This window comes from Rhizobium sp. AN68 (genome assembly GCF_030758035.1).
Taxonomy (GTDB): Bacteria; Pseudomonadota; Alphaproteobacteria; order Rhizobiales; family Rhizobiaceae; genus Agrobacterium; species Agrobacterium tumefaciens.
In genome coordinates this window covers 2,395,460-2,416,326 of sequence record NZ_JARWMI010000003.1, presented here as the reverse complement: position 1 = coordinate 2,416,326, position 20,867 = coordinate 2,395,460, and the positions used below count along the sequence as shown (strand labels likewise).

Sequence of the window (20,867 nt, the reverse complement as noted above, 5' to 3'; positions counted from 1 at the left end):
CGTCATAACGTTCGCGACAGAAACTGACGCAGGCGTTCCGATCGCGGATTGGTGAACAATTCCGCCGGGGTACTCTCTTCCTCCACCTTTCCTTTGTGTAAGAAGAGAATCTTGTGAGATACCTCGCGCGCAAACTGCATTTCATGCGTCACGAGGATCATGGTATTGCCCTCTTCTGCCAGCTGACGGATCACGCGCAGGACCTCTCCCACAAGTTCGGGGTCGAGAGCGGATGTCGGTTCGTCACAGAGGATGACTTTTGGCCGCATGGCCAGTGTTCTTGCGATGGCCGCACGTTGCTGCTGGCCGCCGGAAAGCTGCCCGGGATATTGGGCATGCTTTTCCGACAGTCCCACTTTCTTCAACAACTGATGGGCATGGTCGACTGCATCCTGGCGACGCTCGCCAAGAACATGGACGGGAGCCTCGATGATGTTCTCAAGCACGGACATGTGGGGCCAGAGGTTGAAGTTCTGGAATACCATTCCCACGCGGGCGCGAATTCTTTCGACCTGGCGCATGTCTGCTGGCTGCGAACGGCCATTCGCTCCGCCCTTCATTCGTATTTCCTCGCCATCAACGACGATCGTTCCACTGCTGGGCTGTTCGAGCAGGTTTATGCAGCGCAAAAACGTGCTCTTGCCGGACCCTGACGAGCCGATCATCGAAACGACTTCACCGGGATCGGCACTCAGCCCTACGCCCGACAGGACTTCGTGCGTGCCGAAGCTTTTGTGGAGATCATGAACTTCAACGGCTGGCCGTTCATGGCGTTTGGTATTGAGAGGCACGGCAGGTGGCCAGTCGCTTACCAAAGCCGGAGCGGTCGCGCCCTTTGAAGCCGGGGGAGTAACCGAGGCAAGTGCGGTCAGCGCGCGGTCGAAATATCGCAAGCTTGTCCCAAGACAGTTCTGCTGCCATTCGGGATCGTCAGGAATGAACGCGGTTCTCAGCGTCTTCTTGATTTTCTGCCCAAGCGGAGATTCGATATTCCCGAAAAGATGCAGCCAGTTATCCGCCTGCACGGCGTCCATCACCACCGAGCCTTCAAGGGTTCCGCATTCGATTACCAGCGGCAATACGCGGCTCTCGGGCAAGGATTTGCAGACCGCTGCTGAAACGTAGCCCGTAGCCGTTGCCGCAATGCCGGTATCGGTCGTTGCGCCCTTGCCGGTGATCACGACCGCGAGTGCGTGCCCATAGGTTTTCCTGCCCCATTCTAGACCGGCATGGTCCTCTTCCGCCACGGATAGCAGTGCGGGATATCCGTAAGGGCCTGCACCGGTGTGAAGATCGAAGACGACGACATTCGACGCGCCACTGACGAAAGTGCTCAAGATATCGTTGAGGGTGCGGTTCGACCATGTCGGGCCGTTGCCGCCATAAAACAGTCCGTCTGGAAAGTCGTATTGGCCTGCTTCGATAATCGCGGCGATCCCGGCGTGACCATTTAAAGCGGCCTTGGCATCTCTCAGCAGTTGATCGGCACGGTCACGATCGGGTCCATCCCACTCGGCGCAGACAAATGCATTATGGAGTGGGGCGTATCGTTCGTTTCGTGGAACGGCTCTCTTCCAGTCAACGAAGTTTCGGTTGAGATCGACATTGTCCTCGTTGACCCGTCGGCTCCATGCTGTTCCCCACGGGTTGATCAGATGGATCATCACCACAGCCGTATCGGGAGGAAGCGGTAAAGGGTTATTTGCGGCAAGCCATTCAGCCTGGCTAGCCGATCCGAATTGCCCCTCAACTCCGTGCGTGCCGGACAAGATGACGAGTTTTTTTGACGCGTTGCGTTCGCCCAGATATGCAACATCCGTGAAAAGGTGCTCTCCACCTGGGCCATGCAATGGATGCTTATATTCGAACAACGCAGCATTCGACCGGCGCGCGGCGGAAAGAAAACGTTGCCGCAGCACATTATAGTCCACTGAATAGAGCTCAGGCTGCCTGATGTGGCGCATCAAGGATACTCCCGATTTGTGGCGGGCGTCGGCTTTTGCCGATCACCAGCTATGTTCCCGGTTATTATTTTTTTGCCATCTCCGCCTGACCCATTTGAGCAGGCGAAGACCATATCGTTAGTCATTCCGGCGCAGGCGCTTACTCCGCGGCAGCGACGACATTCATGGTCTCGCTATCGATCATCTGTGAAAGCTTGCGTCTGAACCGCAGCGGTCCGACATCGATCTTCAGATCGAGGTTTGGAGTCTTCTTGTTCGCGATCCCGTGGTGGACCGCCTCCAGCACGACACGGTCTTCCTCGAATGCGCCGCGTACGGATGTTGCGAAGCGCGCTGAAACGTCCGGGTCGTCGGGCGCGAAATTTCGCATCTGAAACCAGTAATACTTCGTGCGGTTCTCATCGACTGGCGTCATGAAATTGTAGCTGTCCATCAAGAACGTATTGGCTGGCAATTCGCGGCCTTCGCCACCGAAGCCTGATGGTGCAAAGATGGCCTTGATGATGGCATTGCTGGGGTAGCGAACCTCGTAATGCTGTTTTCGATCGCATTTCCCCTCAAATTGCAGGAACGGTGCGTAGAAGGGGGCTGGATCTGAATCCAGCATCCAGCGCCAGACGACGACGCCATCGCTTTTCACCGTTGTTTCCAATGGCGTTTCTTCGCAGGCGGAACTGGCGAACGAGCTCTGATGCACCCATGCGACGTGGGATGGGTCCAGCAGATTGTCCGTCATGTAGAGGTAATTGCAGTTGATCGTCATCGACTCGCCGCGATTGACGCCCCAGGACGGATCACCGAAATGTTCGACACGGAAAATCTCTGCGGGATCGGCTTTCGCGGCCTCACCCATCCAGACCCAGACGAGCCCGTAACGTTCCTCCACCGGGTAGGAGCGGACGCAGGCCACATGTGGAATACGCTCTGCACCCGGTACGCGGGTGCAGGCGCCGGAACAGTCGAAGGTCAGTCCGTGATAGCCGCATTCGACGTCGTCGCCCTTGATACGCCCCATGGACAAGGGGAGCTTGCGATGGGGACAGGCATCTTCGAGCGCTGCAAGCTTGCCATTCTGAAGACGATAAAGGACGATATTTTCGCCGAGCATCGTTACGGGTGTCAGGTCTCGTCCGATTTCGTGATCCCAGGTGGCGACGTACCAAGCATTCTTGAGAAACATTTTCTTCCCCCGTTCTCGCTTTAATCGGATCAGTATTTTCCTTGTTGCGATGCGGGACAAGCGGATTTTCGTTGCGTTTTTGTTTAGAAAAACTTAACAAAAAGCAGAACTGGAGATACTCTATTGGCTATGCCCCCACTCCATGCCCTGCAAGCTTTCGAAGCCGTAGGAAGGTGCGGCACGATGAGCACGGCTGCCAAAGAACTGGGCGTAACACCCAGTGCCATCAGCCAACAGGTGCGCAAGCTTGAGAACCATCTCGGCGTTACGCTCCTCGAACGTATCGGACGCCGTGTGGAACTGACGTCGTGGGGTGTTCTTCTTCACAAGGAAGTCGCCAAAGGCTTCAGCCAGCTCAATCATTCCGTCGATGTTCTCGAACGGGCGCGGAGCCAGACCGGCATCGTGCTGACTGCGCTCAGCTCGGTGGTGAACAAGTGGATCGGCCGCAAGATCTTCGAGTGGCAGGCTCTCTATCCGGAAGCCAATGTCCGTATCATCGGCAAGGATGACGAACCCAGCCTGTCGGGCGGCCAGAGCGATTTTCGCATAACCTATGGAAAGCGGGCAGAGGTGCACGCGCATTTCGTGCCGCTTTATACGGATTGGGTGGTTCCCGCATGTTCGCCGCGTTTGCTCGGGGGACGGACATTATCGGCGGCCGCCGACCTTCTCAAATTCCCTTTGCTCAATATCGAGTGGGAAGCCCATTACAGCCGTCCGCCACAATGGAGCGAGTGGGCGCAGCTGGTTGGCGCGACCGTGAATGAAAAACTCTCGAGCCTGTTTTTCGCGTTGTCGAGCAACGCAATCGACGCTGCGGTCAACGGACACGGCTTCGTGCTGGCTCAGGTCTCGATGATCGAGGACGAGTTGCAGGCCGGTACACTTGTTGTTCCTTTCGACATCCGCCTTCCGCTTCCCGAGAGCTACTATCTGGCATGGGATCGTTCCGTTTTCGATAAGCCCTACGGAAGAGAATTTCACATGTGGGTGATGGGGATCGCGAAAAAGCAGTCTGTCGCATCGTCCCCGAACCGCAGTGCGTGACTAAGGGCCTACCGCTCGGGATATCACCTTCTGATGTGTTGATATTCTCCGCGCCAGTACAGAAGTGGCCTGGCATCGTCATGTGTCCTTATCGACCGGACGAGGCCGATCAGGATCACATGGGATCGATGGATGATCGCGTCTTCGAGTTCGCAGTCCAGACTTGCCAGAGCGCCATCCAGCGCAAGGCCGCCTGACCCCATCGTGTGCCAGACGGCGCCATCGTAGCGGCTGGCACCCTTAAGGCCATTAAAACCCGAGAATGAGTGGGCGACGTTTTCCTGACCTTCAGCGACGACGTTGACGCAAAACCGTCTGGCTTTCTCGACGATTTCCCAGGACGAGGATCCACGATTGAGTGCGACCATCACAGTCGGGCCATCCGCAGAAAGTGCTGTGACGGATGTTGCGGTGAAGCCGGTTCGTGTTTCACCCGTGCCTGTCGTGATGACGCAAACGGCACCCGCCAGATTCCGCATGGAGGATTTGAAGAGGTCAGCGCCCGGAGACGGCACCTGCATTTTCATCTGGTCCACCATGATTGGCTCCTTCAGATGCGCTCTTTATCGCCTTTGGCGGCCGTGTAACGGTTGGCAGGCATCGAAAGCCCCAGGTTCTCGCGCAGCGTCGATCCTTCATATTCCTCACGAAACAGTCCGCGCCGCCGCAACTCCGGCAAGACAAGGCGGACGAAATCTTCCAGGCTTGCGGGAAGTGTCGGGAACATAAGAATAAAACCGTCGGCGGCACGGGTTTCGAACCACTCTTCCATGTAGTCTGCGATCTGTTTTGGTGTCCCGGTTATTCCGTTTCCGGTGTGGCGTTCTGCGTAGTGGCGGATCAATTGTCCCACTGTCTGTCCTTGTTTGACGAACTCGACGAGCTGGTCAAACATCTTGCGCGAGCCTTTCGGCTCGGCGGGCAGCCGGTCCATCGGAAATGGTTGATCGAGTGGAACGCCACGAAGGTCGGCTTCGAGGAACTCCGAAAGCATCAACCGACCCACGTCCGGATGCAGGCTGTCGATGAGAAAATCGACTTTTGCCTTCGCCTCGGCCTCGGTCTCCCCGACATTGACGACAATTCCCGGCATGACCTTGAGATCGTTGGGATCGCGACCGAATGCCGGCATACGTCCTTTGACGTTCTGGTAGAAAGCCCTGTTGCTCTCGATGTTGGATGCCAGGCTGAAGACGATTTCAGACGTCCGTGCAGCAAGGTTCATTCCGGCCTCGGAGCCGCCGGCCTGAGCGATAACGGGCCGCCCCTGCTCGGAAGGCGCAATGTTGAGGGGGCCGCGCACCTGAAAATGCTTGCCGACATGATTGAGGGTGTGGTGCTTGTCCTTGTCATAATAAACGCCGCTTTCGCGATCGAGCAGCAAGGCGTCGCGTTCAAAGCTGTCCCATAGGCCGAACACTACGTCGATGAATTCCTGCGCGCGCTCGTAACGGACGGCGTGAGGATCGAGACCCTGACGATTGAAGTTGTAGCCGGTCTCGTCATGATCGGAGGTGACGACATTCCAGCAGGCGCGTCCCCGGCTCAGCTGATCGATAGACGCGAAAATCCGGGCGACATTGAAGGGTTCGTAATAGCTCGTCGATACCGTCGAGACCAAACCCAGTCGTTCCGTCATCACCGAAAGCGCCGAGATGAGAGAAAGCGGTTCGAACCGGTTCTGCTTGGTCGGGCTGCGCGCCAGGGCGTCGGGGTCACCAACGGCAGCCGCAGCGGAATCGGCGAGGAACATGAAATCGAATTTGGCAGCTTCAGAAATTCTGGCCACATTCAACATGTGGCTGAAGTCGGTTGCTGCCGTTACCTTGCTTGCCGGGTGCCGCCATGCGGCTGCATGGAAGCCGAACGTGTAAACAAAGGTCCCGAGCTTGATCTTGTCCTGCCGTTTCGACATCGTTCCCTCTTTTGACTGATACCAATTCTGGTCTCAGGCTATTCGAGGATCAACGCTGCAACAATCGGCCGAAATCTTCTCCGTAGGTTAGAAATACTAACAAGGATTAGTGGCGCGTCTGCGCATCAGCCCGAGAGGCTGCGGCGCCACGCAAGGATCACATTCCCGTTGGAAGGCCTGATGATGGCGCTTCACTATAAGTATTCATAAGTCACACTTAAGTCGCTGTTAACCAACATCTGGTCAATTTATTCATATAAGAAGTTGTCTTCGCAGGCGAATTTCGCGCAGGCGCTTCATTTTCATGACCACATGACGCGGTCGTCTTTTCCCAAAAAAATGTTTCCAGATCCGTTGAATTCGCTCGGTGAAAGCCGAGGAGTTCGCGCGTCTATTCGCCCGCAATCCAATGATAGCGAGGACAAGTGCAAATCGTATTGGTCGATGACAGCAAGTCGATTCTTGTTGCCCTGAAAGCGACGGTCCGCGGGCTTCCGGATGTCGGCACCATCGTGGGCTTCACCGATCCCACGGAGGCGTTGGAATTCTGCCGCAACAATGCGGTCGATCTGCTTGTGGTGGATTATACGATGCCGAAATATAACGGCATACAGCTCCTCAAGGCACTGAATACATATGAGCATTTCGCGCATGTGCCTGTCATCATGATCACATCGGAAAGAGGCCGGCCTGTCCTTATCGAAGCGATAGAGAGCGGTGTCACGGAATTCATCCACAAGCCCTTTGACCCGGTGGAGCTGAAGGCGCGGGTGCGCAACCTTCTCGCCTTGCGCAAGGCGCAGCGCGATCTTGCCGGACAGGCGCGCAGCCTTGTGGATGAGGTGCGCAAGGCCACCCGGCAACTCGCGGCCCGCGAAGAAGAAATCATCTGGCGCCTGGCGCGGGCCATCGAATTCCGCGACGGCCACACCGGCGACCATATTTCCCGCGTCGCGCAAATCAGCATGCTGATGGCAAAGGATCTCGGCCTCGATGACGAGCATTGCCGCATGATCTATCTCGCGGCACCCTTGCACGATGTCGGCAAGATCGGAATTTCCGACAGCGTGCTGCTGAAGCCGGGTCGCCTGACGCCTGATGAGATCACCGAAATGCGAAAACATGTCGGTATCGGCGTGCAGATTCTCGAAAACGGTTCATCCGATCTGCTGCGCATAGCCGAGGCGATTGCAGGCGGCCATCACGAAAAATGGGATGGAACGGGATATCCGCACGGCTTGTCGGGCGATGGCATTCCGCTGGAAGCCCGTATCGTCGCCATTGCGGACGTCTTTGAGGCTCTCTGCTCCGAGCGTCCTTACAAGAAGGCGTGGTCGACCCAAGAGGCCTATGCGCATGTTGTCGCGCAGAGCGGCAGCCATTTCGATCCCGCTTGCGTCGCGGCGTTCCAGCGCCAATGGACGCTGATCGAGAGGCTCATGACGGGCCACGGCGTTCTGGAGATCGAAGTGCCGAGCCTCGAAACACCGGAAGAACAACCGATCAGGGCGGATGGCGGCATGCAAGCCGCAGCCGTTCGGGAGACTCCCCCATGTTTGATGAAACCACGAACGAGACACTGAAGATGCCGCAAGCGCTTTCCATACGGTCGATTGCGTCGGCACACAGTCTTCTTCTCGACCGTCTCAAAGACACCGACAGGCTGGTGGTCGAGGTGCCCAAGGATGCGGATGCGGATTTGAGCTTCGTGCAGCTGATGGAAGCCTCGCGCAATTTCGCGGCGCAGAACAACAAGACGATAACATTGAAAGAGCCGGCTGACGGTCAGGTTTTGCAGACATTGCGGCGGGGCGGTTTCCTGTCGCGGATGGATGAAGCCTCCCGCCAGTTCTGGTTGCATGGAAAGGACATATCATGAGCGCACATATTTTGACGGTCGACGATTCTGCCAGCATTCGCATGACGACGAAGATCGCCCTCACAGGCGCGGGCTACCAGATTACCGAGGCCGTTGATGGGCAGGACGGTCTTGCCAAGGCGAAGGCCGAGAATTTCGACCTCATCGTCACTGATCTCAACATGCCGAACATGAATGGTCTCGAGATGATTGAGGCGCTTCGGCAATCTCCGGCTCATACCGGCATTCCGATCATCTTTTTGACGACGGAATCCGATGCGGACATGAAGGCGCGCGCCAAGGCCGCCGGTGCCACCGGCTGGCTGACCAAGCCCTTCGATGCCGAACATCTGGTCAAGATCGTCAGAAAGGTCCTCGGAAAATGACGACGCTGGACCCTATTCAGGTTTTCAGAACGGAGGCTGCGGAGCTTTTCGAGCAAATCGAGGGTGGCCTTCTCGATCTGCTTCACGATTTGACCGATCAGGATCAGATCGACGCCGTTTTCCGCGGACTGCATACATTGAAGGGGTCCGGGGCAATGTTCGGGTTCGAGGCGCTTGCCGCCTTCACCCACCATTGCGAAACCGCCTTTGACCGGGTGCGCAAGGGCGAGGTTCCGGCAACCAGCGAACTGGTCGCAGCCGTTCTTGAAGCGCAGGATCATATGCAGGCGCTGGTCGACAATCCGCACGGTGTGCAGGGTGATGTTGGAGAGCAGCTGCTCGCCAAGCTTCGTGCGGCAGTCGGCACTCGTGGCGATGGCGGTGTCCTGACACATGTTCCGGCGCAGAATCTCGCCAGGAAGCAGGCAAAGGCAAAAGCTGCCACTTGGGAAATCCGGTTCCGGTTGCCCGTCAATGCCATGGCAAACGGAACCAATCCCCTTGGTCTGCTGGATGAACTGGCCGAACTCGGCGACTGTGAAATCGTTGCCGACACCTCGACGGTGCCGTCTCTCGATGCACTCAATCCGAGCGATCTCCATCTGGGCTGGACAGTCCGGCTGACGACCGAGCAGCCGCAATCGGCAATCGACGACGTTTTCATCTTCGTGATGGATGACATGGAGATCGATATCCGCGCAATCGAAGCGGTTGTCGAAGAAGAGCTCCCCGTTTCCGAAATCCTGCCGGAAGCCAGAAAGGTCGCCGCCGATCCGAAGGGCGGCAAGGCGGCCGAAAACGTACGGGTGCCTGCTGAAAGACTTGACGAGTTGATGGATCGGGTCGGTGAACTCGTCATTGCCCAGTCCCGCCTTTCGCAGCTGGCGGGTAGCAGCGTCGATATTCTTTTGCGCTCTGTTTCGGAGGATGTCGAACGTCTTTCCGGAGAACTTCGCGATACGATGATGGTCCTGCGAATGGTGCCGATCGCCCAGCTTTTTGGTCGGTTCCGCCGTCTGATTCATGACCTGGCGCGGGAAACGGGCAAACAGATCGAGCTGGAGACCGAGGGCGAAGGCACAGAGGTCGACAAGGCGGTTATCGAACGCCTGGCTGATCCACTCGTGCACCTTGTCCGCAACTCCTGCGACCATGGACTCGAAAAAAGCGATGAGCGTGTGGCGGCCGGCAAACCGGCGACGGGGCGGATCACCCTCATTGCCCGCCAGTCGGGCGGTGATGTGACGATCACCATCCGTGACGATGGCCGTGGCATCGATCGCCAGCGCGTCCGGGCAAAAGCTGAGGCTTCCGGCCTTCTGGCTCCGAACGCGCAGGTCAGCGATCAGGAACTGCTGCAGATGATCTTCCAGCCGGGCTTTTCGACAGCCTCTGAAGTTACCAGTCTTTCCGGCCGTGGTGTCGGCATGGATGTGGTGAAAAAGAGTGTCGAGGCCCTTCGCGGCACGATCAGCGTTACCAGCACGCCGGGCGCGGGCTCGGAAGTTTCGCTGGCGATCCCGTTGACGCTGGCCATCATCGACGGCCTTCTGGTGCGGGTCGGCAATGGTTGCTACGTCATTCCGCTGCCGGCGGTGGAGGAATGCCTCGAACTGTCGCCTGACGACGATATTCGTTCGCGGGGCCGGTCCTTCATTTCACTGCGAGAGAGCCTCGTTCCCTTCATTCGCCTGCGCGAATTGTTCAACACCGGAACCAAGCCGGATCAGTTCCAGAAGATCGTCGTCATTTCCACCGGCTCCGAGCGCGTCGGGCTTGTGGTTGACCAGATCATCGGTGACCACCAGACGGTCATCAAGGCCATGTCGAAACTGCACCATGACGTCGCGACATTCTCCGGCGCGACCATCCTCGGTGACGGCAATGTCGCCCTTATCCTCGATGTCGCACATCTGGTGATGGCGGGGCAACAACAGGAGGCGCGATTGCGGGCCGCGGGATGAACCAGTCTCTCTTGAAGCAGACGGACGAATTTTGGGGCGTGTCCGACGCCGTGGAAGTTCTGACCTTCAACATTGCGGGCGAGACCTTCGCCATCGAGGCGGTGAAGGTCCGGGAAATTCTGGATCTTCTGCCCGAAACCGCCGTTCCCGGTGCTAAAGCCTTTGTGGCGAGTGTTATCAACTTCCGGGGCAAGGTCATCCCTCTGGCCGATATCCGTCTTGCATTCGGCATGGAAGCCACCGAGCGAACCATTGATAGCCGTATCGTCGTCATAGAACTCCCGTTCGATGGCGAGCCGGCATTGATCGGCATCAGGACCGATAAGGTCAACGAGGTGACCACGTTCAGCCGGGCAGCCAGCGAACCGCCGCCGAGCGTCGGCATGCGGTGGCGGGCGGATTACATCCATTGCCTCATCAAACGCGGCAGCGAGTTCGTCATTCTTCCAAATCTGACAGCAATTTTCACGGGGCATCGCGAGTCCGGACCGGTTTCGTCCAGCGCGCGTGGCAACGTCATCGAACTTTCCAAGGAGCATTGAGATGCGATTTACAATCAAGATGAAGCTGGCGGTTGCCTTCGGCTTTCTGATCCTGATGCTTGCCGGAACGGCCGGCTACGGCATCTACAGCCTCGGTATCGCCAAGAATGCCATGGACGATGTGGTCGATGGCACTGTCGTGCGCCTCGACAAGGTTCACCAGATGAACGCACTGGCGCTGGCAACTGTCCGGTCGCAGAAGAATATCATCCTTGCTGCTTCGCCGGAGGAAACCCAGCTTTTCAAGGCGGCAGGTAACGAAAGTCGCGACCAGTTGACGGCCATGCTGAATGATATGGCAGCCACCGCCAGCGCCGAGACGCGTGCGTTCTGGACGGATCTGCAGGCCATCACCAAGGCTTTCGAGGCCAGTGATGATCACGTCCGGGAACTGGTTGCGCAGGGCAATACGTCGCTCGCCGCGTCGTACTCGTCCAGCAAGGGCCGTGACGCTGCCAATGCCCTGACCGGGAAACTGGGCGAGGGCGTCAAGATGAACCGCGACCGTCTTGAACAATCGAAGCAATTGGCGGCTGATGACTATGAGCAGACCCGCACCCTGCTGGTCAGTGCCTCGGTTGTTGCCGTACTCATCGCCATCGCGACAGCATTCTGGATCGCGCTCGGCATCAGCAGCGGATTGCGCAAGATCATGACCGTGGCGGAGGCGGTTGCGATCGGCGATCTCGATCAGAATGTCGAGATCAAGACCAATGACGAGATCAAGGATCTCGTTGCGCGCATCAACACGATGACGGGCAATCTGCGCAATACCGCAGGCATTGCCGACCGGATTGCCGATGGCGATCTTACCGTCATGCCGAAACCCCTGTCCGACAGGGATACTCTCGGCCTTGCGCTGGAACGGATGGTTGAGCGCCTGCGTGGCATTGTCGCCGATGCGCTTTCCGCTTCCGACAATGTGTCCTCCGGCAGCCAGGAACTGTCGGCCAGCTCCGAACAGCTGAGCCAGGGCGCGACCGAGCAGGCATCGTCTGCCGAAGAGGCCTCGGCCTCGATGGAAGAGATGGCTGCCAACATCAAGCAGAATGCCGACAATGCCGCGCAGACGGAAAAGATCGCGCGCCAGTCGTCCAAGGACGCCGAAGCCAGCGGTGAAGCCGTCAACCGCGCCGTGGTCGCCATGCGCACCATCGCCGAGAAGATTTCCATCGTGCAGGAAATTGCCCGCCAGACCGATCTTCTGGCGCTGAACGCCGCCGTCGAGGCGGCGCGCGCTGGGGAACACGGCAAGGGTTTTGCTGTCGTGGCATCGGAAGTGCGCAAGCTCGCCGAACGCAGCCAGGCTGCTGCCAGCGAGATCAGCTCGCTTTCCGGCGAGACCGTGCAGGTGGCAACCGAAGCGGGCGACATGCTGAACCGTCTGGTGCCGGACATTCGCAAGACCGCCGAGCTGGTCGCCGAAATCTCCGCCGCCTGCCGTGAGCAGGATATCGGCGCCTCGCAGATCAACGAGGCAATCCAGCAGCTTGACAAGGTGACGCAGCAGAACTCCGGCGCTTCGGAAGAAATGTCGGCGACTTCAGAAGAGCTGGCAGCGCAGGCCGAAGAGTTGCAGAGCAGTATCGCCTTCTTCAAGGTGGATGCCTCAAGCGTCTCGTCGCGCCCCGCACAGGCTGCACATCGGCCTGCCGCAAAGCCTGCTGCGACGCGTCCGGCGATGAAGCCGGCCCCGGTTCGCAAACCGCAGACGGGCAATACCGTCAGCGCCCAGCAAGCCCGCGTCAAAGGTTTCGCACTGGATATGTCCATGGGCGGTCCCGATGCTGACGACGCGGATTTCCGCGAAAGCGCCTGACCATGACCAGCACATCTTCAGAAGGCCAGTTCGTGACATTCAGCCTCGGTGAGGAGGTCTTTGCGGTATCCGTCGCGGTCGTCCGTGAAATCCTCGACTATGAGGACACGTTCAAGATTCCGCATAGTCCTGAATATCTGCTGGGTCTGAGAGATGTGCGTGGGCAGGGTGTGCCCATCATCGATCTGCGGCTGCGGCTCGGAATGAGCCGCAGCGTGCGGACACCCCATACCCGCGTGCTGGTGCTGGATATTCCGTTCCCATCCCGCACGCTAGCGATAGGTCTCGTGGCGGACAAGGTATTCGAGGTGACGCCGTTCCGTCGCGACCAGATGGAAACCGCACCCGATATCGGCGTTCACTGGAACTCCGACTACATTGCAGGTGTGGTTCGCCGGGAAGGTGATTTCGTCGTCATCATCGATCTTGCAAAGCTTTTCTCGAACGAAGAAAACGCCATTGCCCGGCAGGGCGGCACACCGGTTCAGGCGGCATGAGGAGAGCCCTTTCCGTGGATGCCTCCATTGCTGCCAACTCCGCGCATGATGGCCTGAGTCAGCGGGATTTCCGGCTGCTCGCCGAATACATCTACAATTACAGCGGCATAAAGATGCCGGACAGCAAGCGCACTATGCTGGAAGGGCGTCTGCGCAAGCGTCTTCGCGCCACGGGGCATGCCACCTTCGCTCAATATTGCAATTTCCTCTTCCGCGAAGACGGGCTGGAAGAGGAAGCGATCTACCTGATTGACGTGGTGACGACCAACAAGACGGATTTTTTCCGTGAGCCGAACCATTTCGACTACATGGAGAAATTCGCTTTGCCTGCACTTGCGGGTGAAGGCCATGGGCGTATCCGCGCCTGGAGTTCCGCCTGTTCGACGGGTGCGGAACCCTATACCATGGCGATGGTGCTGGCCGAAGCGGCCGAGAAACAGGTCATCAACAATTTCAGCATCCTTGCGACCGACCTTTCCACTGATGTGCTCAGGAAAGCCCATAGCGGTATCTATGCCCGTGAACTGCTCGAACCGGTTCCGGCCGACATGATGCGCAAATATGTCATGCGGTCGGTCGATGCCGGACGACGGGAGGTTCGTATCGTGCCGCGGCTGCGTTCCAAGATCGGTTTTGCCCGCCTCAACCTCATGGACCCGACCTACCAGATCGGCGATGCGGTGCACCTTCTCTTCTGCCGTAACGTTCTCATCTACTTTGATAAAAAAACGCAGGTGCACGTCCTGACCCAATTGTGCAAGCGCCTGGTGCCGGGCGGTTACCTTTTCATCGGTCATTCCGAAACGATAACCGGTATCGACCTGCCCCTGCGGCAGGTCGCCAATACCGTTTTCAAGAAGCAATAGCGGCAGAGAGCCATGTCGAAAAAAATCCGCGTTCTCATCGTCGACGATTCCGCCAGCGTCCGGCAGACCCTGACGGAGGTTCTCGAAAGCGATCCCGGCATTGAGGTGATCGGGGCCGCTGCCGATCCGTTTGTTGCGGCCAAGCGCATCCAGGAAGAAATTCCCGATGTCATCACGCTTGATGTGGAAATGCCGCGCATGGACGGCATCACCTTCCTGCGCAAGATCATGTCGCAGAAACCGATCCCTGTAGTCATGTGCTCGTCGCTGACCGAGGCCGGATCGGAAACCCTGCTTCAGGCACTGGAGGCGGGGGCGGTCGACATCATCCTCAAGCCGAGGATAGGCGCTGCGGATCATCTGGCGGAGCAGGCCACGCGCATCTGCGAGGTCGTCAAAAGTGCGGCGCACGCCCGCGTCGGCAATGCGCGGGCGGTGCTGCGTTCGGCTGCCGCAAGCGGTCCGCAGGCCAAGCTGACCGCCGATGCCGTGCTGCCGCCGCCTTCGGGCAAGGCCATGGCGCGCACCACTGAAATGGTGGTCTGTGTCGGTGCATCCACCGGCGGCACGGAAGCGTTGCGCGCAATGCTGATGAAGCTGCCGGCCAATTCACCCGGCATCGTGATCGTTCAGCATATGCCGGAAAAATTTACCGCCGCATTTGCAAAACGCCTGAACAGTCTCTGCGATGTCGAGATCAAGGAGGCCGAGGACGGCGATCCGGTGCTGCGCGGCCATGTGCTGATTGCGCCGGGCGACAGACATATGCTGCTGGAGCGGCAGGGTGCACGTTATCGCGTTTCGGTCCGCACCGGGCCACTGGTTTCGCGACACCGGCCTTCGGTGGACGTTCTGTTTCGTTCTTCCGCGCGTGCCGCCGGTGCCAACGCCATGGGCATCATCATGACAGGCATGGGTGATGATGGCGCACGCGGCATGCTGGAAATGCATCAGGCCGGCGCCTTCACGGTGGCACAGGACGAAGCATCCTCTGTTGTCTTCGGCATGCCGAAGGAAGCGATCGCCCATGGCGGTGTCGACAAGGTTCTGCCACTCGACAGGATCGCGCTGGAAATTCAGGCCGAAGACCGCCGCCGCTGATGGCGCGACCCTTTTTTACCCGGCATTAACCAAACTCGCCAATGATGGCGGTAACACCATGCGACAGGTGCGTTCCGCGAGGCATGACCGTCTCCGCCCAGTTTTCCGGATCATGCCATGCCAGTTATCACCTTCGCGAACACCAAGGGCGGCGCCGGGAAAACCACGGCGGTTCTTCTCCTGGCGTCCGACTTGGCGCGGCGCGGATCGCGGGTTTGCGTCATCGATACCGATCCACAGCGCTGGATTTCCCGCTGGCGTGAAAAGGCCGATGCGCGTGTCGATTTTTCAGTCATCACCTATGTGACGGCGGCGACGTTACAGCAGCATGTCATCGACAGCCGCCGTGCATTCGATCATGTGATCATCGACCTGCCCGGTGCGCAATCGCCCCTGCTCGCGACTGCGATAGGTCTCTCCAACCATGTGCTGATACCCGTTCAGGGCAGCACCATGGATGCGCAGGGCGGGGCGCAGGTGCTGGAGCTGCTGCGTTATCTCGATGAAAAGGCGAATATCCGGATCGACCATTCCGTCGTGCTGACCCGCGTCAATCCGCTGGTCACGACCCGCGCGCTTCTGGCTGCACGGGAACTGCTGGCGCAAAGGAATGTACGCGTTCTCGATACGCCGATTTTCGAACGTTCTGCGTTTCGCGATATGTTCGAATTCGATGGATGCCTGCATATGATGAAAGCCGGCCATGTCAGCAATCTCGACAAGGCTCTGCAGAATGCCGAAGCTTTTGCCGCCGAGGTTCTCCGTCTCCTTGAGGCCTCCAGCAAGAAAAGCCCTGGCAAACTGATGCAGGCGGCCTGACGCCGGGAACCCGGCGCAGTAAAAGCGCCCCATCGATCCCGTTTAGATCGGGTACGCTCTAGAAAAGCGCGTCGGCAAACAGATCGTCGTCATCTTCGACGGTGGCGGGTGCTTTCTGCCCGGGCGCAAGATCGACCGGCAAGTAGCGAAGATGCACATCGCGCTCCTGCGCCATCGTGTAGATCTTGTAGATGCGTGCCGAAAACGGCTGGATTTTCTCTGCGAAGCCGGAAATGTCTCCGGCGCCGCCGGCGGCCAGCCCGCTTGCCACCTGATGGCATTCTTTCAGGACATCGCCGAGTTCGCTTTCGAAATCGAGCTTGATCACGGCGGCACTGATGCGGCTGAAAACGGCCTGACCTTCCGTGGCGAGATCCTGAAGACCGGTTTCCATCTGACCCTTGGCGTGGCTTATGGCTTCCAGTGCTTCGTTCAATGGTTCCCGCAGGTCACCGGCGCTCCGGTTCTCAGCCGTCTTCAGATTTGTAATGACGCTTTCGATCCGGTGGAGATCGGCAACGATCGAATCCGCCGGGCTTTCCAGCTTGTCGGCAAAGACCCGCAGCTCGCCGCTGACGACATTGACCGACCGGCCTTCGTCGCCCAGTTTCGAGCAGCGCAGGTTTGAGTTCAGCGCCATATAATGGATTTCAGTCTTGATCGAGCGCAGCACTTCAATGCCGTGCAACAGGTCCTGTGCGGTACCGGTAACGGAAGCGACGACCGCATTGGCATCCGCCATGCCTTCCTGAACGCGCCCGGACAGATCGCACGCCTTTGCTATGTCCTTCTCAAGCAGCTGCAACGCGCTGCCGCCATCATTGGCAGCATCTTCCACCAGGGTGTCGCGCAGTGAAAGAATGGTTGCGGCATCGTCGGCGAAACTTGAGATGCCTGCAAAGATCTTGCGGCAATCCTGCTGGAAGGTGGTTGCCATCTCGTCGATCTGGGCGCTGACCATCTCGAAAACGGTGTCGTAAAGAGCGTCCATTTCGGCGGAATTTAACGCCTGCGCCTCTTCGGAATTCATATAATCGCTGAACAGGGCGAGTGTCGTCTGCACATGTTCGACACGTTGGCGGGTGATGTCGCCGATCTGGAGGGAGGACAGCGTTGCCGCTATCTTGCCCTGCACGCCCTGCGCGACGGATTTCACCTTGGCCGCCATGGCCGTCATGGCGCGATGCTGTTCGCCGATGCGACCGGAATTTGTCTTCAAACCTCCGACGATGCCTGGGATCGTTGCTTCGAAATCGGCGCCGATGACGGATGAGACGTCGCGCGCTCTGGCAAGCTGCTTGTCCATGAGATCGAGATATTGCGCGAATTTGCCGACTTCAGTACCGCCGAAATGGATGCGTTCGCGGATTTCCTCGGCAAAGGAGGAAAATTCGGCGATGCCTGCGCCGGTGATCTTTACCGTGACCGCAAAGGTTTTCAGGTAACGGATCGTCTCGCGGATATCATCGACATGGCCGTTTGCAGACTTGCAAAGGGAACTCATTTCAACGAAGGCGGCCTGTCGCAACTGTTCGGTTTCCGGCAGGCGGACCATGTCCTCAATGGTCTTTTGCATGTTGGCCATTGCCGCATCCGCGGTATCGCCGTCCATCGAACCCGTCATGCGGTCCAATATGGTGATGAGCTGGTTCAGGATGTCCATGACTGAAACGAGCACGGAGCCGCCTTCAAGAAAGGTCTTCTCGATACGAGACTGTGCGGTTGCAAGGCGCGCGGTCAGGTACGCTTGCGGATCACTGGCTTCAGCTTTTGGTTGATTTTTCACGACGGTACTGTTTCCCATACTCGGATGGCGTGATCCTAGAGAGCAGGAAGAAACGGACAGTGAATATTCTGAGTTGATCGGGAGTTAACAACTCAATTGGTTGACGAATTCCTCTCCCCCTGGAAGGCCTTCTCGGGGCTTATCAGAATCTGGAGGTGGTCGGTGCCTACCGGAAAAGTCAGTTGTACCCTTGCGCCATCGCCCGGCATCGAGCTGATATGCGCCTCGCCGCCGCTCTGCCGGACGAAGCCGTAGACCATTGCAAGGCCGAGGCCTGCCCCGCCGTGTTCCTGCCGGGTGGTGAAATAGGGCTCGAAGGCCTTGTCCACCGCCTCGGGCGTCATGCCGACCCCCTCGTCGGTGACCGCGATCACAAGTGCATCCTTCTCGGAAGCGGCGCTGATCGAGATCAGGCCACCATCGGGCATGGCCGCTGCCGCATTCAGGCAAAGGTTGAGGATGGACTGCTCGAGGAGGGCAGGGTCTAGCGCAATCGAGGGAAGATCCTCGTCAATCTCCAGCGCAATCCGGCATTTCGGGCCGACTGCAATCTCAAGGATATCGGCCATGCCGCGCAGCAGGTTTGCGACGTTGATGCAGCTCGGATGAATGGGCTGCTGGCTACCGATGGTCAGCATGCTGCTGGCCAGAGAACGGCCGCGATCCGCCGCCTTGCGGATACGGGCGATGTGGCGTTTCTGGCGATCGTTGAAACCAGTTTCGCGCTCCAGCAGGCCGAGGCTGCCGGTGATGATGCCGATCATGTTGCCCACTTCATGACTGACCTGATGGGTCATGCGCATGATGCCATCAAGCCTCTGGGCTTTTGCGGCCTCCGCCTCCTGACGATCGAGAGAAGTTACATCCCGCGCCAGCAGCACGATACCGCCATCCGGCTGGCGTGACATCGATATTTCGATCACTCGTTGATCTCCAGTGCGATGGCGCACCACTGCCCGGTCCATCAACTCGCCTCGGCCGCTCTCGAAAGGGAACAGTGCGGGATCGATCTCCGGTATCGGTTCGACAAAACGGCGAAGCTGCAGCTTACGCGACGAGCCGGAACGACCGACAAGTTCTATGATCCGGCGGTTCATGGTGATTGGCCGACCGGTCGGATCGAACAGCGCTATTCCCTCATTCATGTTGCGGAAGGTCGAGCGGATGGTTCGGGCCGCCGCTTCCGCCGTGCGCCGCAGGCGGGAGACACGATCGACGCTGTCATGGAAAGCCCGGAAAGCATCGAGCAGGCGGATCAGTTCCGTCTCCGATCCGGTATAGGATGGCGGGCCGACATCCTTTTCACCCTTGGCGAGCGCGTTCATGCCGTTGGAAAGCGTCGCGATCCCGCGTGAGACACGCATCACCGATCGAATCGAGAATGTTGCCATGACCAGAACCAGAAGCGAAGCGACTGCGACGATGACCAATAGCCGGCTCAGAGCGTCCGAGGTCGAGATCAGATCCTCGTTGAGGCTGCGGGCAACCGCATCGCTCTGGGTTTCTGTGACATGGGACAGATCGCGCGACACAATGTGAAGCCGCGACACCGAGGCGCGGATCGCAAACATTTCCAAGAGGTAACGGCTCTGCGCTTCAAAGACCCGCTCATAGGGTTGCAGCTCGGCCACGGGGAGCCGCTCTCCGGGATAACCTTCCTGGCGCGCGGTGGTTTCGGCAACATAGCGGCGGCGCAGTTCACCAAGCTGGAAGAGGCTGTCTGATGCGGATGCGGCCTGCACGATGCCGTTCATCCGCCGGCGCAGTTCGGGATCGGTGATGCCGCGACCCGTGGCAATTTCGCCAAGCGCGGCTGCCGCTTCCGCCTTGTGGCCCTGCGCCGCATCGGCATCCTTTGCCAGATCCAGCGTCTGTGTTCTGATCAATTCAAGGAGTTCGACGATGCGCTCGTTGGCAAAGCCGCGGGCGACCCGATCACCGTTGCCTGGCCCTGTCATCTCCAGCAGGATATCGACCTGCTGGACCACGGACCGGCTTTCGCTGGAGACGCGATAGGGCGAGGCGGCATTCATCAGGAAAGGTGCACTCGAGACGAGGTCGGAGACCTGCCGCGAAACCAGCGATGCCTTGGCAAGGCTGGAAAAGGCCTGCAGGCCGTAGGCGGCCATTTCATCGCGAGCGCGTTGCAGGCCGTAGATGGCGATGGCGGATAGGCTGAAGACGAGGATGCAGATGAAGACGATCGCAAAGGGCAGGCGAAAGGCGATCGAGGAAAGGAAGGAACGGCTGATCACGGAGAAAGCTCGCCCTCGTCGGTGTGGAGCACATAACCCCTGCCGCGCCGCGTCTTGATGTGACGCGGCAGATCGGGGTTTCGCTCGATCTTGCGCCTCAGCCGCAGCACCAGCACATCGACGTTTCTATCAATATAGCGGTCGCTTTCCGAGCCCAGCCTGTCGAGGATCTGGGAGCGACTGACGGGCTGGTTTGGCGTTTCGGCCAGAATTTCCAGAAGTGCGAATTCGGCACTTGTCAGCGTTCTGCTGCGATCGGTCAGGCAGACCGCCTGTCGGGCATTGAGATCAATCGCCCAGTCGCTGAGGAGCAATGCCGCCCGGCCGTGGTCGCGCTCACTGTCCTTTTCCTGCTTTAAGGAGGGGATTGTCCGACGCAGAACGGCCTTGATCCGTGCCGTGAGTTCGATCGGTTCGAAGGGTTTGACGACATAATCGTCGGCCGCTGTTTCCAGGCCGAGAACCCGGTCGGCGGCGCTGCCGGCAGCCGTTACCATGACGATGCCGATATCGACCTTGCTGCGTAGTCTCTGGGCAAAGGTGCGGCCGGAGGTGCCGGGCAAGTTGTGGTCCACGAGCACCAGCTGCATCACGTCCTTCGCCAATATCTCGTCCGCTTCCTCGGCGGAGCGCGCGCAGGTGGGCAGCCAGCCCTCGGCCTCGACGAGGTCCGAGATAAGCTCTGCCATATCCGGATCGTCCTCGACGATCAGAATGCGAACCTTCTGATTAAGCACTGCGTATTCCTCCCGCCATCATCATAGGCGCGGCAGACGCGATCTTCAAAGCCTAGCTGGTTATCCGCCCTGTCATATTTGTAATATCTGTAATCTTGTTCGGAAAGATTGGTAACCATTCTTCGATT

General features: G+C 58.6%; 18 protein-coding genes. 11 read left to right on the top strand and 7 right to left on the bottom strand.

The features are described 5' to 3' along the window. Positions 1 to 2: 2 nt before the first annotated feature. Together RBH71_RS24825 and RBH71_RS24820 are read right to left on the bottom strand one after the other, a co-directional pair. A complete protein-coding gene (locus tag RBH71_RS24825; protein WP_003514201.1) occupies positions 3 to 1,964 on the bottom strand; it encodes a DUF2817 domain-containing protein in 1,962 nt (653 codons plus the stop codon). A 139-nt stretch (positions 1,965 to 2,103) separates the two neighbouring features. Continuing rightward, positions 2,104 to 3,144: an aromatic ring-hydroxylating dioxygenase subunit alpha gene (locus RBH71_RS24820; protein ID WP_003514199.1), complete on the bottom strand. Its 1,041-nt coding sequence runs from the start codon at positions 3,142 to 3,144 to the stop codon at positions 2,104 to 2,106. Between the two features lie 129 nt (positions 3,145 to 3,273). Here RBH71_RS24820 and RBH71_RS24815 point away from each other — a divergent pair, with 129 nt between their 5' ends. Further along, the gene (locus RBH71_RS24815; RefSeq protein ID WP_029658811.1) at positions 3,274 to 4,194 is read left to right on the top strand and encodes a LysR family transcriptional regulator; all 921 of its coding nucleotides are present in this window, start codon (positions 3,274 to 3,276) and stop codon (positions 4,192 to 4,194) included. Between the two features lie 23 nt (positions 4,195 to 4,217). Here RBH71_RS24815 and RBH71_RS24810 read toward each other — a convergent pair whose 3' ends face one another. Further along, on the bottom strand, positions 4,218 to 4,733 hold the full coding sequence (locus RBH71_RS24810) for a flavin reductase family protein (RefSeq protein ID WP_003514195.1): 516 nt from the start codon (positions 4,731 to 4,733) through the stop codon (positions 4,218 to 4,220). 11 nt (positions 4,734 to 4,744) lie between these two features. Continuing rightward, positions 4,745 to 6,109 (bottom strand): LLM class flavin-dependent oxidoreductase, encoded by a 1,365-nt coding sequence (locus tag RBH71_RS24805; protein WP_003514193.1) that lies wholly within the window; start codon positions 6,107 to 6,109, stop codon positions 4,745 to 4,747. 425 nt (positions 6,110 to 6,534) lie between these two features. On the opposite strand from RBH71_RS24805, the gene RBH71_RS24800 reads away from it, so the two are divergent. The 10 genes from RBH71_RS24800 (at position 6,535) to RBH71_RS24755 (ending at position 15,961) form a co-directional block, all read left to right on the top strand. Beyond that, complete coding sequence (locus tag RBH71_RS24800; protein WP_323687539.1) at positions 6,535 to 7,692, top strand: HD domain-containing phosphohydrolase; 1,158 nt, start codon at positions 6,535 to 6,537, stop codon at positions 7,690 to 7,692. Next, on the top strand, positions 7,662 to 7,988 hold the full coding sequence (locus tag RBH71_RS24795; RefSeq protein ID WP_003514190.1) for a hypothetical protein: 327 nt from the start codon (positions 7,662 to 7,664) through the stop codon (positions 7,986 to 7,988). The genes RBH71_RS24800 and RBH71_RS24795 overlap by 31 nt, the downstream gene beginning before the upstream one ends. Further along, the gene (locus RBH71_RS24790) at positions 7,985 to 8,353 is read left to right on the top strand and encodes a response regulator (RefSeq protein WP_003514188.1); all 369 of its coding nucleotides are present in this window, start codon (positions 7,985 to 7,987) and stop codon (positions 8,351 to 8,353) included. Before RBH71_RS24795 ends, RBH71_RS24790 begins: the two co-directional genes overlap by 4 nt. Further along, positions 8,350 to 10,317, top strand: a complete 1,968-nt coding sequence (locus RBH71_RS24785; RefSeq protein WP_003514186.1) for a chemotaxis protein CheA — start codon at positions 8,350 to 8,352, stop codon at positions 10,315 to 10,317. The genes RBH71_RS24790 and RBH71_RS24785 overlap by 4 nt, the downstream gene beginning before the upstream one ends. Then, the gene (locus tag RBH71_RS24780) at positions 10,314 to 10,859 is read left to right on the top strand and encodes a chemotaxis protein CheW (protein ID WP_003514184.1); all 546 of its coding nucleotides are present in this window, start codon (positions 10,314 to 10,316) and stop codon (positions 10,857 to 10,859) included. The genes RBH71_RS24785 and RBH71_RS24780 overlap by 4 nt, the downstream gene beginning before the upstream one ends. Position 10,860: 1 nt before the next feature. Further along, a complete protein-coding gene (locus RBH71_RS24775) occupies positions 10,861 to 12,678 on the top strand; it encodes a methyl-accepting chemotaxis protein (RefSeq protein ID WP_003514182.1) in 1,818 nt (605 codons plus the stop codon). 2 nt (positions 12,679 to 12,680) lie between these two features. Then, positions 12,681 to 13,175 carry a chemotaxis protein CheW gene (locus RBH71_RS24770; protein WP_003514179.1) on the top strand — a complete coding sequence of 165 codons (495 nt, stop codon included), beginning with the start codon at positions 12,681 to 12,683 and terminating at the stop codon, positions 13,173 to 13,175. Further along, positions 13,172 to 14,041 (top strand): CheR family methyltransferase, encoded by an 870-nt coding sequence (locus RBH71_RS24765; protein ID WP_034502023.1) that lies wholly within the window; start codon positions 13,172 to 13,174, stop codon positions 14,039 to 14,041. The genes RBH71_RS24770 and RBH71_RS24765 overlap by 4 nt, the downstream gene beginning before the upstream one ends. 12 nt (positions 14,042 to 14,053) lie before the next feature. Then, on the top strand, positions 14,054 to 15,142 hold the full coding sequence (locus RBH71_RS24760; RefSeq protein ID WP_003514176.1) for a protein-glutamate methylesterase/protein-glutamine glutaminase: 1,089 nt from the start codon (positions 14,054 to 14,056) through the stop codon (positions 15,140 to 15,142). 117 nt (positions 15,143 to 15,259) lie between these two features. Next, entirely contained in the window at positions 15,260 to 15,961 is a 702-nt protein-coding gene (locus RBH71_RS24755; protein ID WP_003514174.1) for a ParA family protein, read from the top strand. A 58-nt stretch (positions 15,962 to 16,019) separates the two neighbouring features. On the opposite strand, the gene RBH71_RS24750 is transcribed toward RBH71_RS24755, so the two are convergent. The 3 genes from RBH71_RS24750 to RBH71_RS24740 all read right to left on the bottom strand — a co-directional run bounded on the left by RBH71_RS24750 (position 16,020) and on the right by RBH71_RS24740 (position 20,739). Continuing rightward, the gene (locus tag RBH71_RS24750) at positions 16,020 to 17,747 is read right to left on the bottom strand and encodes a hypothetical protein (protein WP_050923837.1); all 1,728 of its coding nucleotides are present in this window, start codon (positions 17,745 to 17,747) and stop codon (positions 16,020 to 16,022) included. Between the two features lie 92 nt (positions 17,748 to 17,839). Next, positions 17,840 to 20,002, bottom strand: coding sequence for a sensor histidine kinase (locus tag RBH71_RS24745; RefSeq protein WP_323687538.1), 2,163 nt, complete (start codon positions 20,000 to 20,002; stop codon positions 17,840 to 17,842). Next, positions 19,999 to 20,739, bottom strand: coding sequence for a response regulator transcription factor (locus tag RBH71_RS24740; RefSeq protein ID WP_003514167.1), 741 nt, complete (start codon positions 20,737 to 20,739; stop codon positions 19,999 to 20,001). Before RBH71_RS24740 ends, RBH71_RS24745 begins: the two co-directional genes overlap by 4 nt. Positions 20,740 to 20,867: the final 128 nt, after the last annotated feature.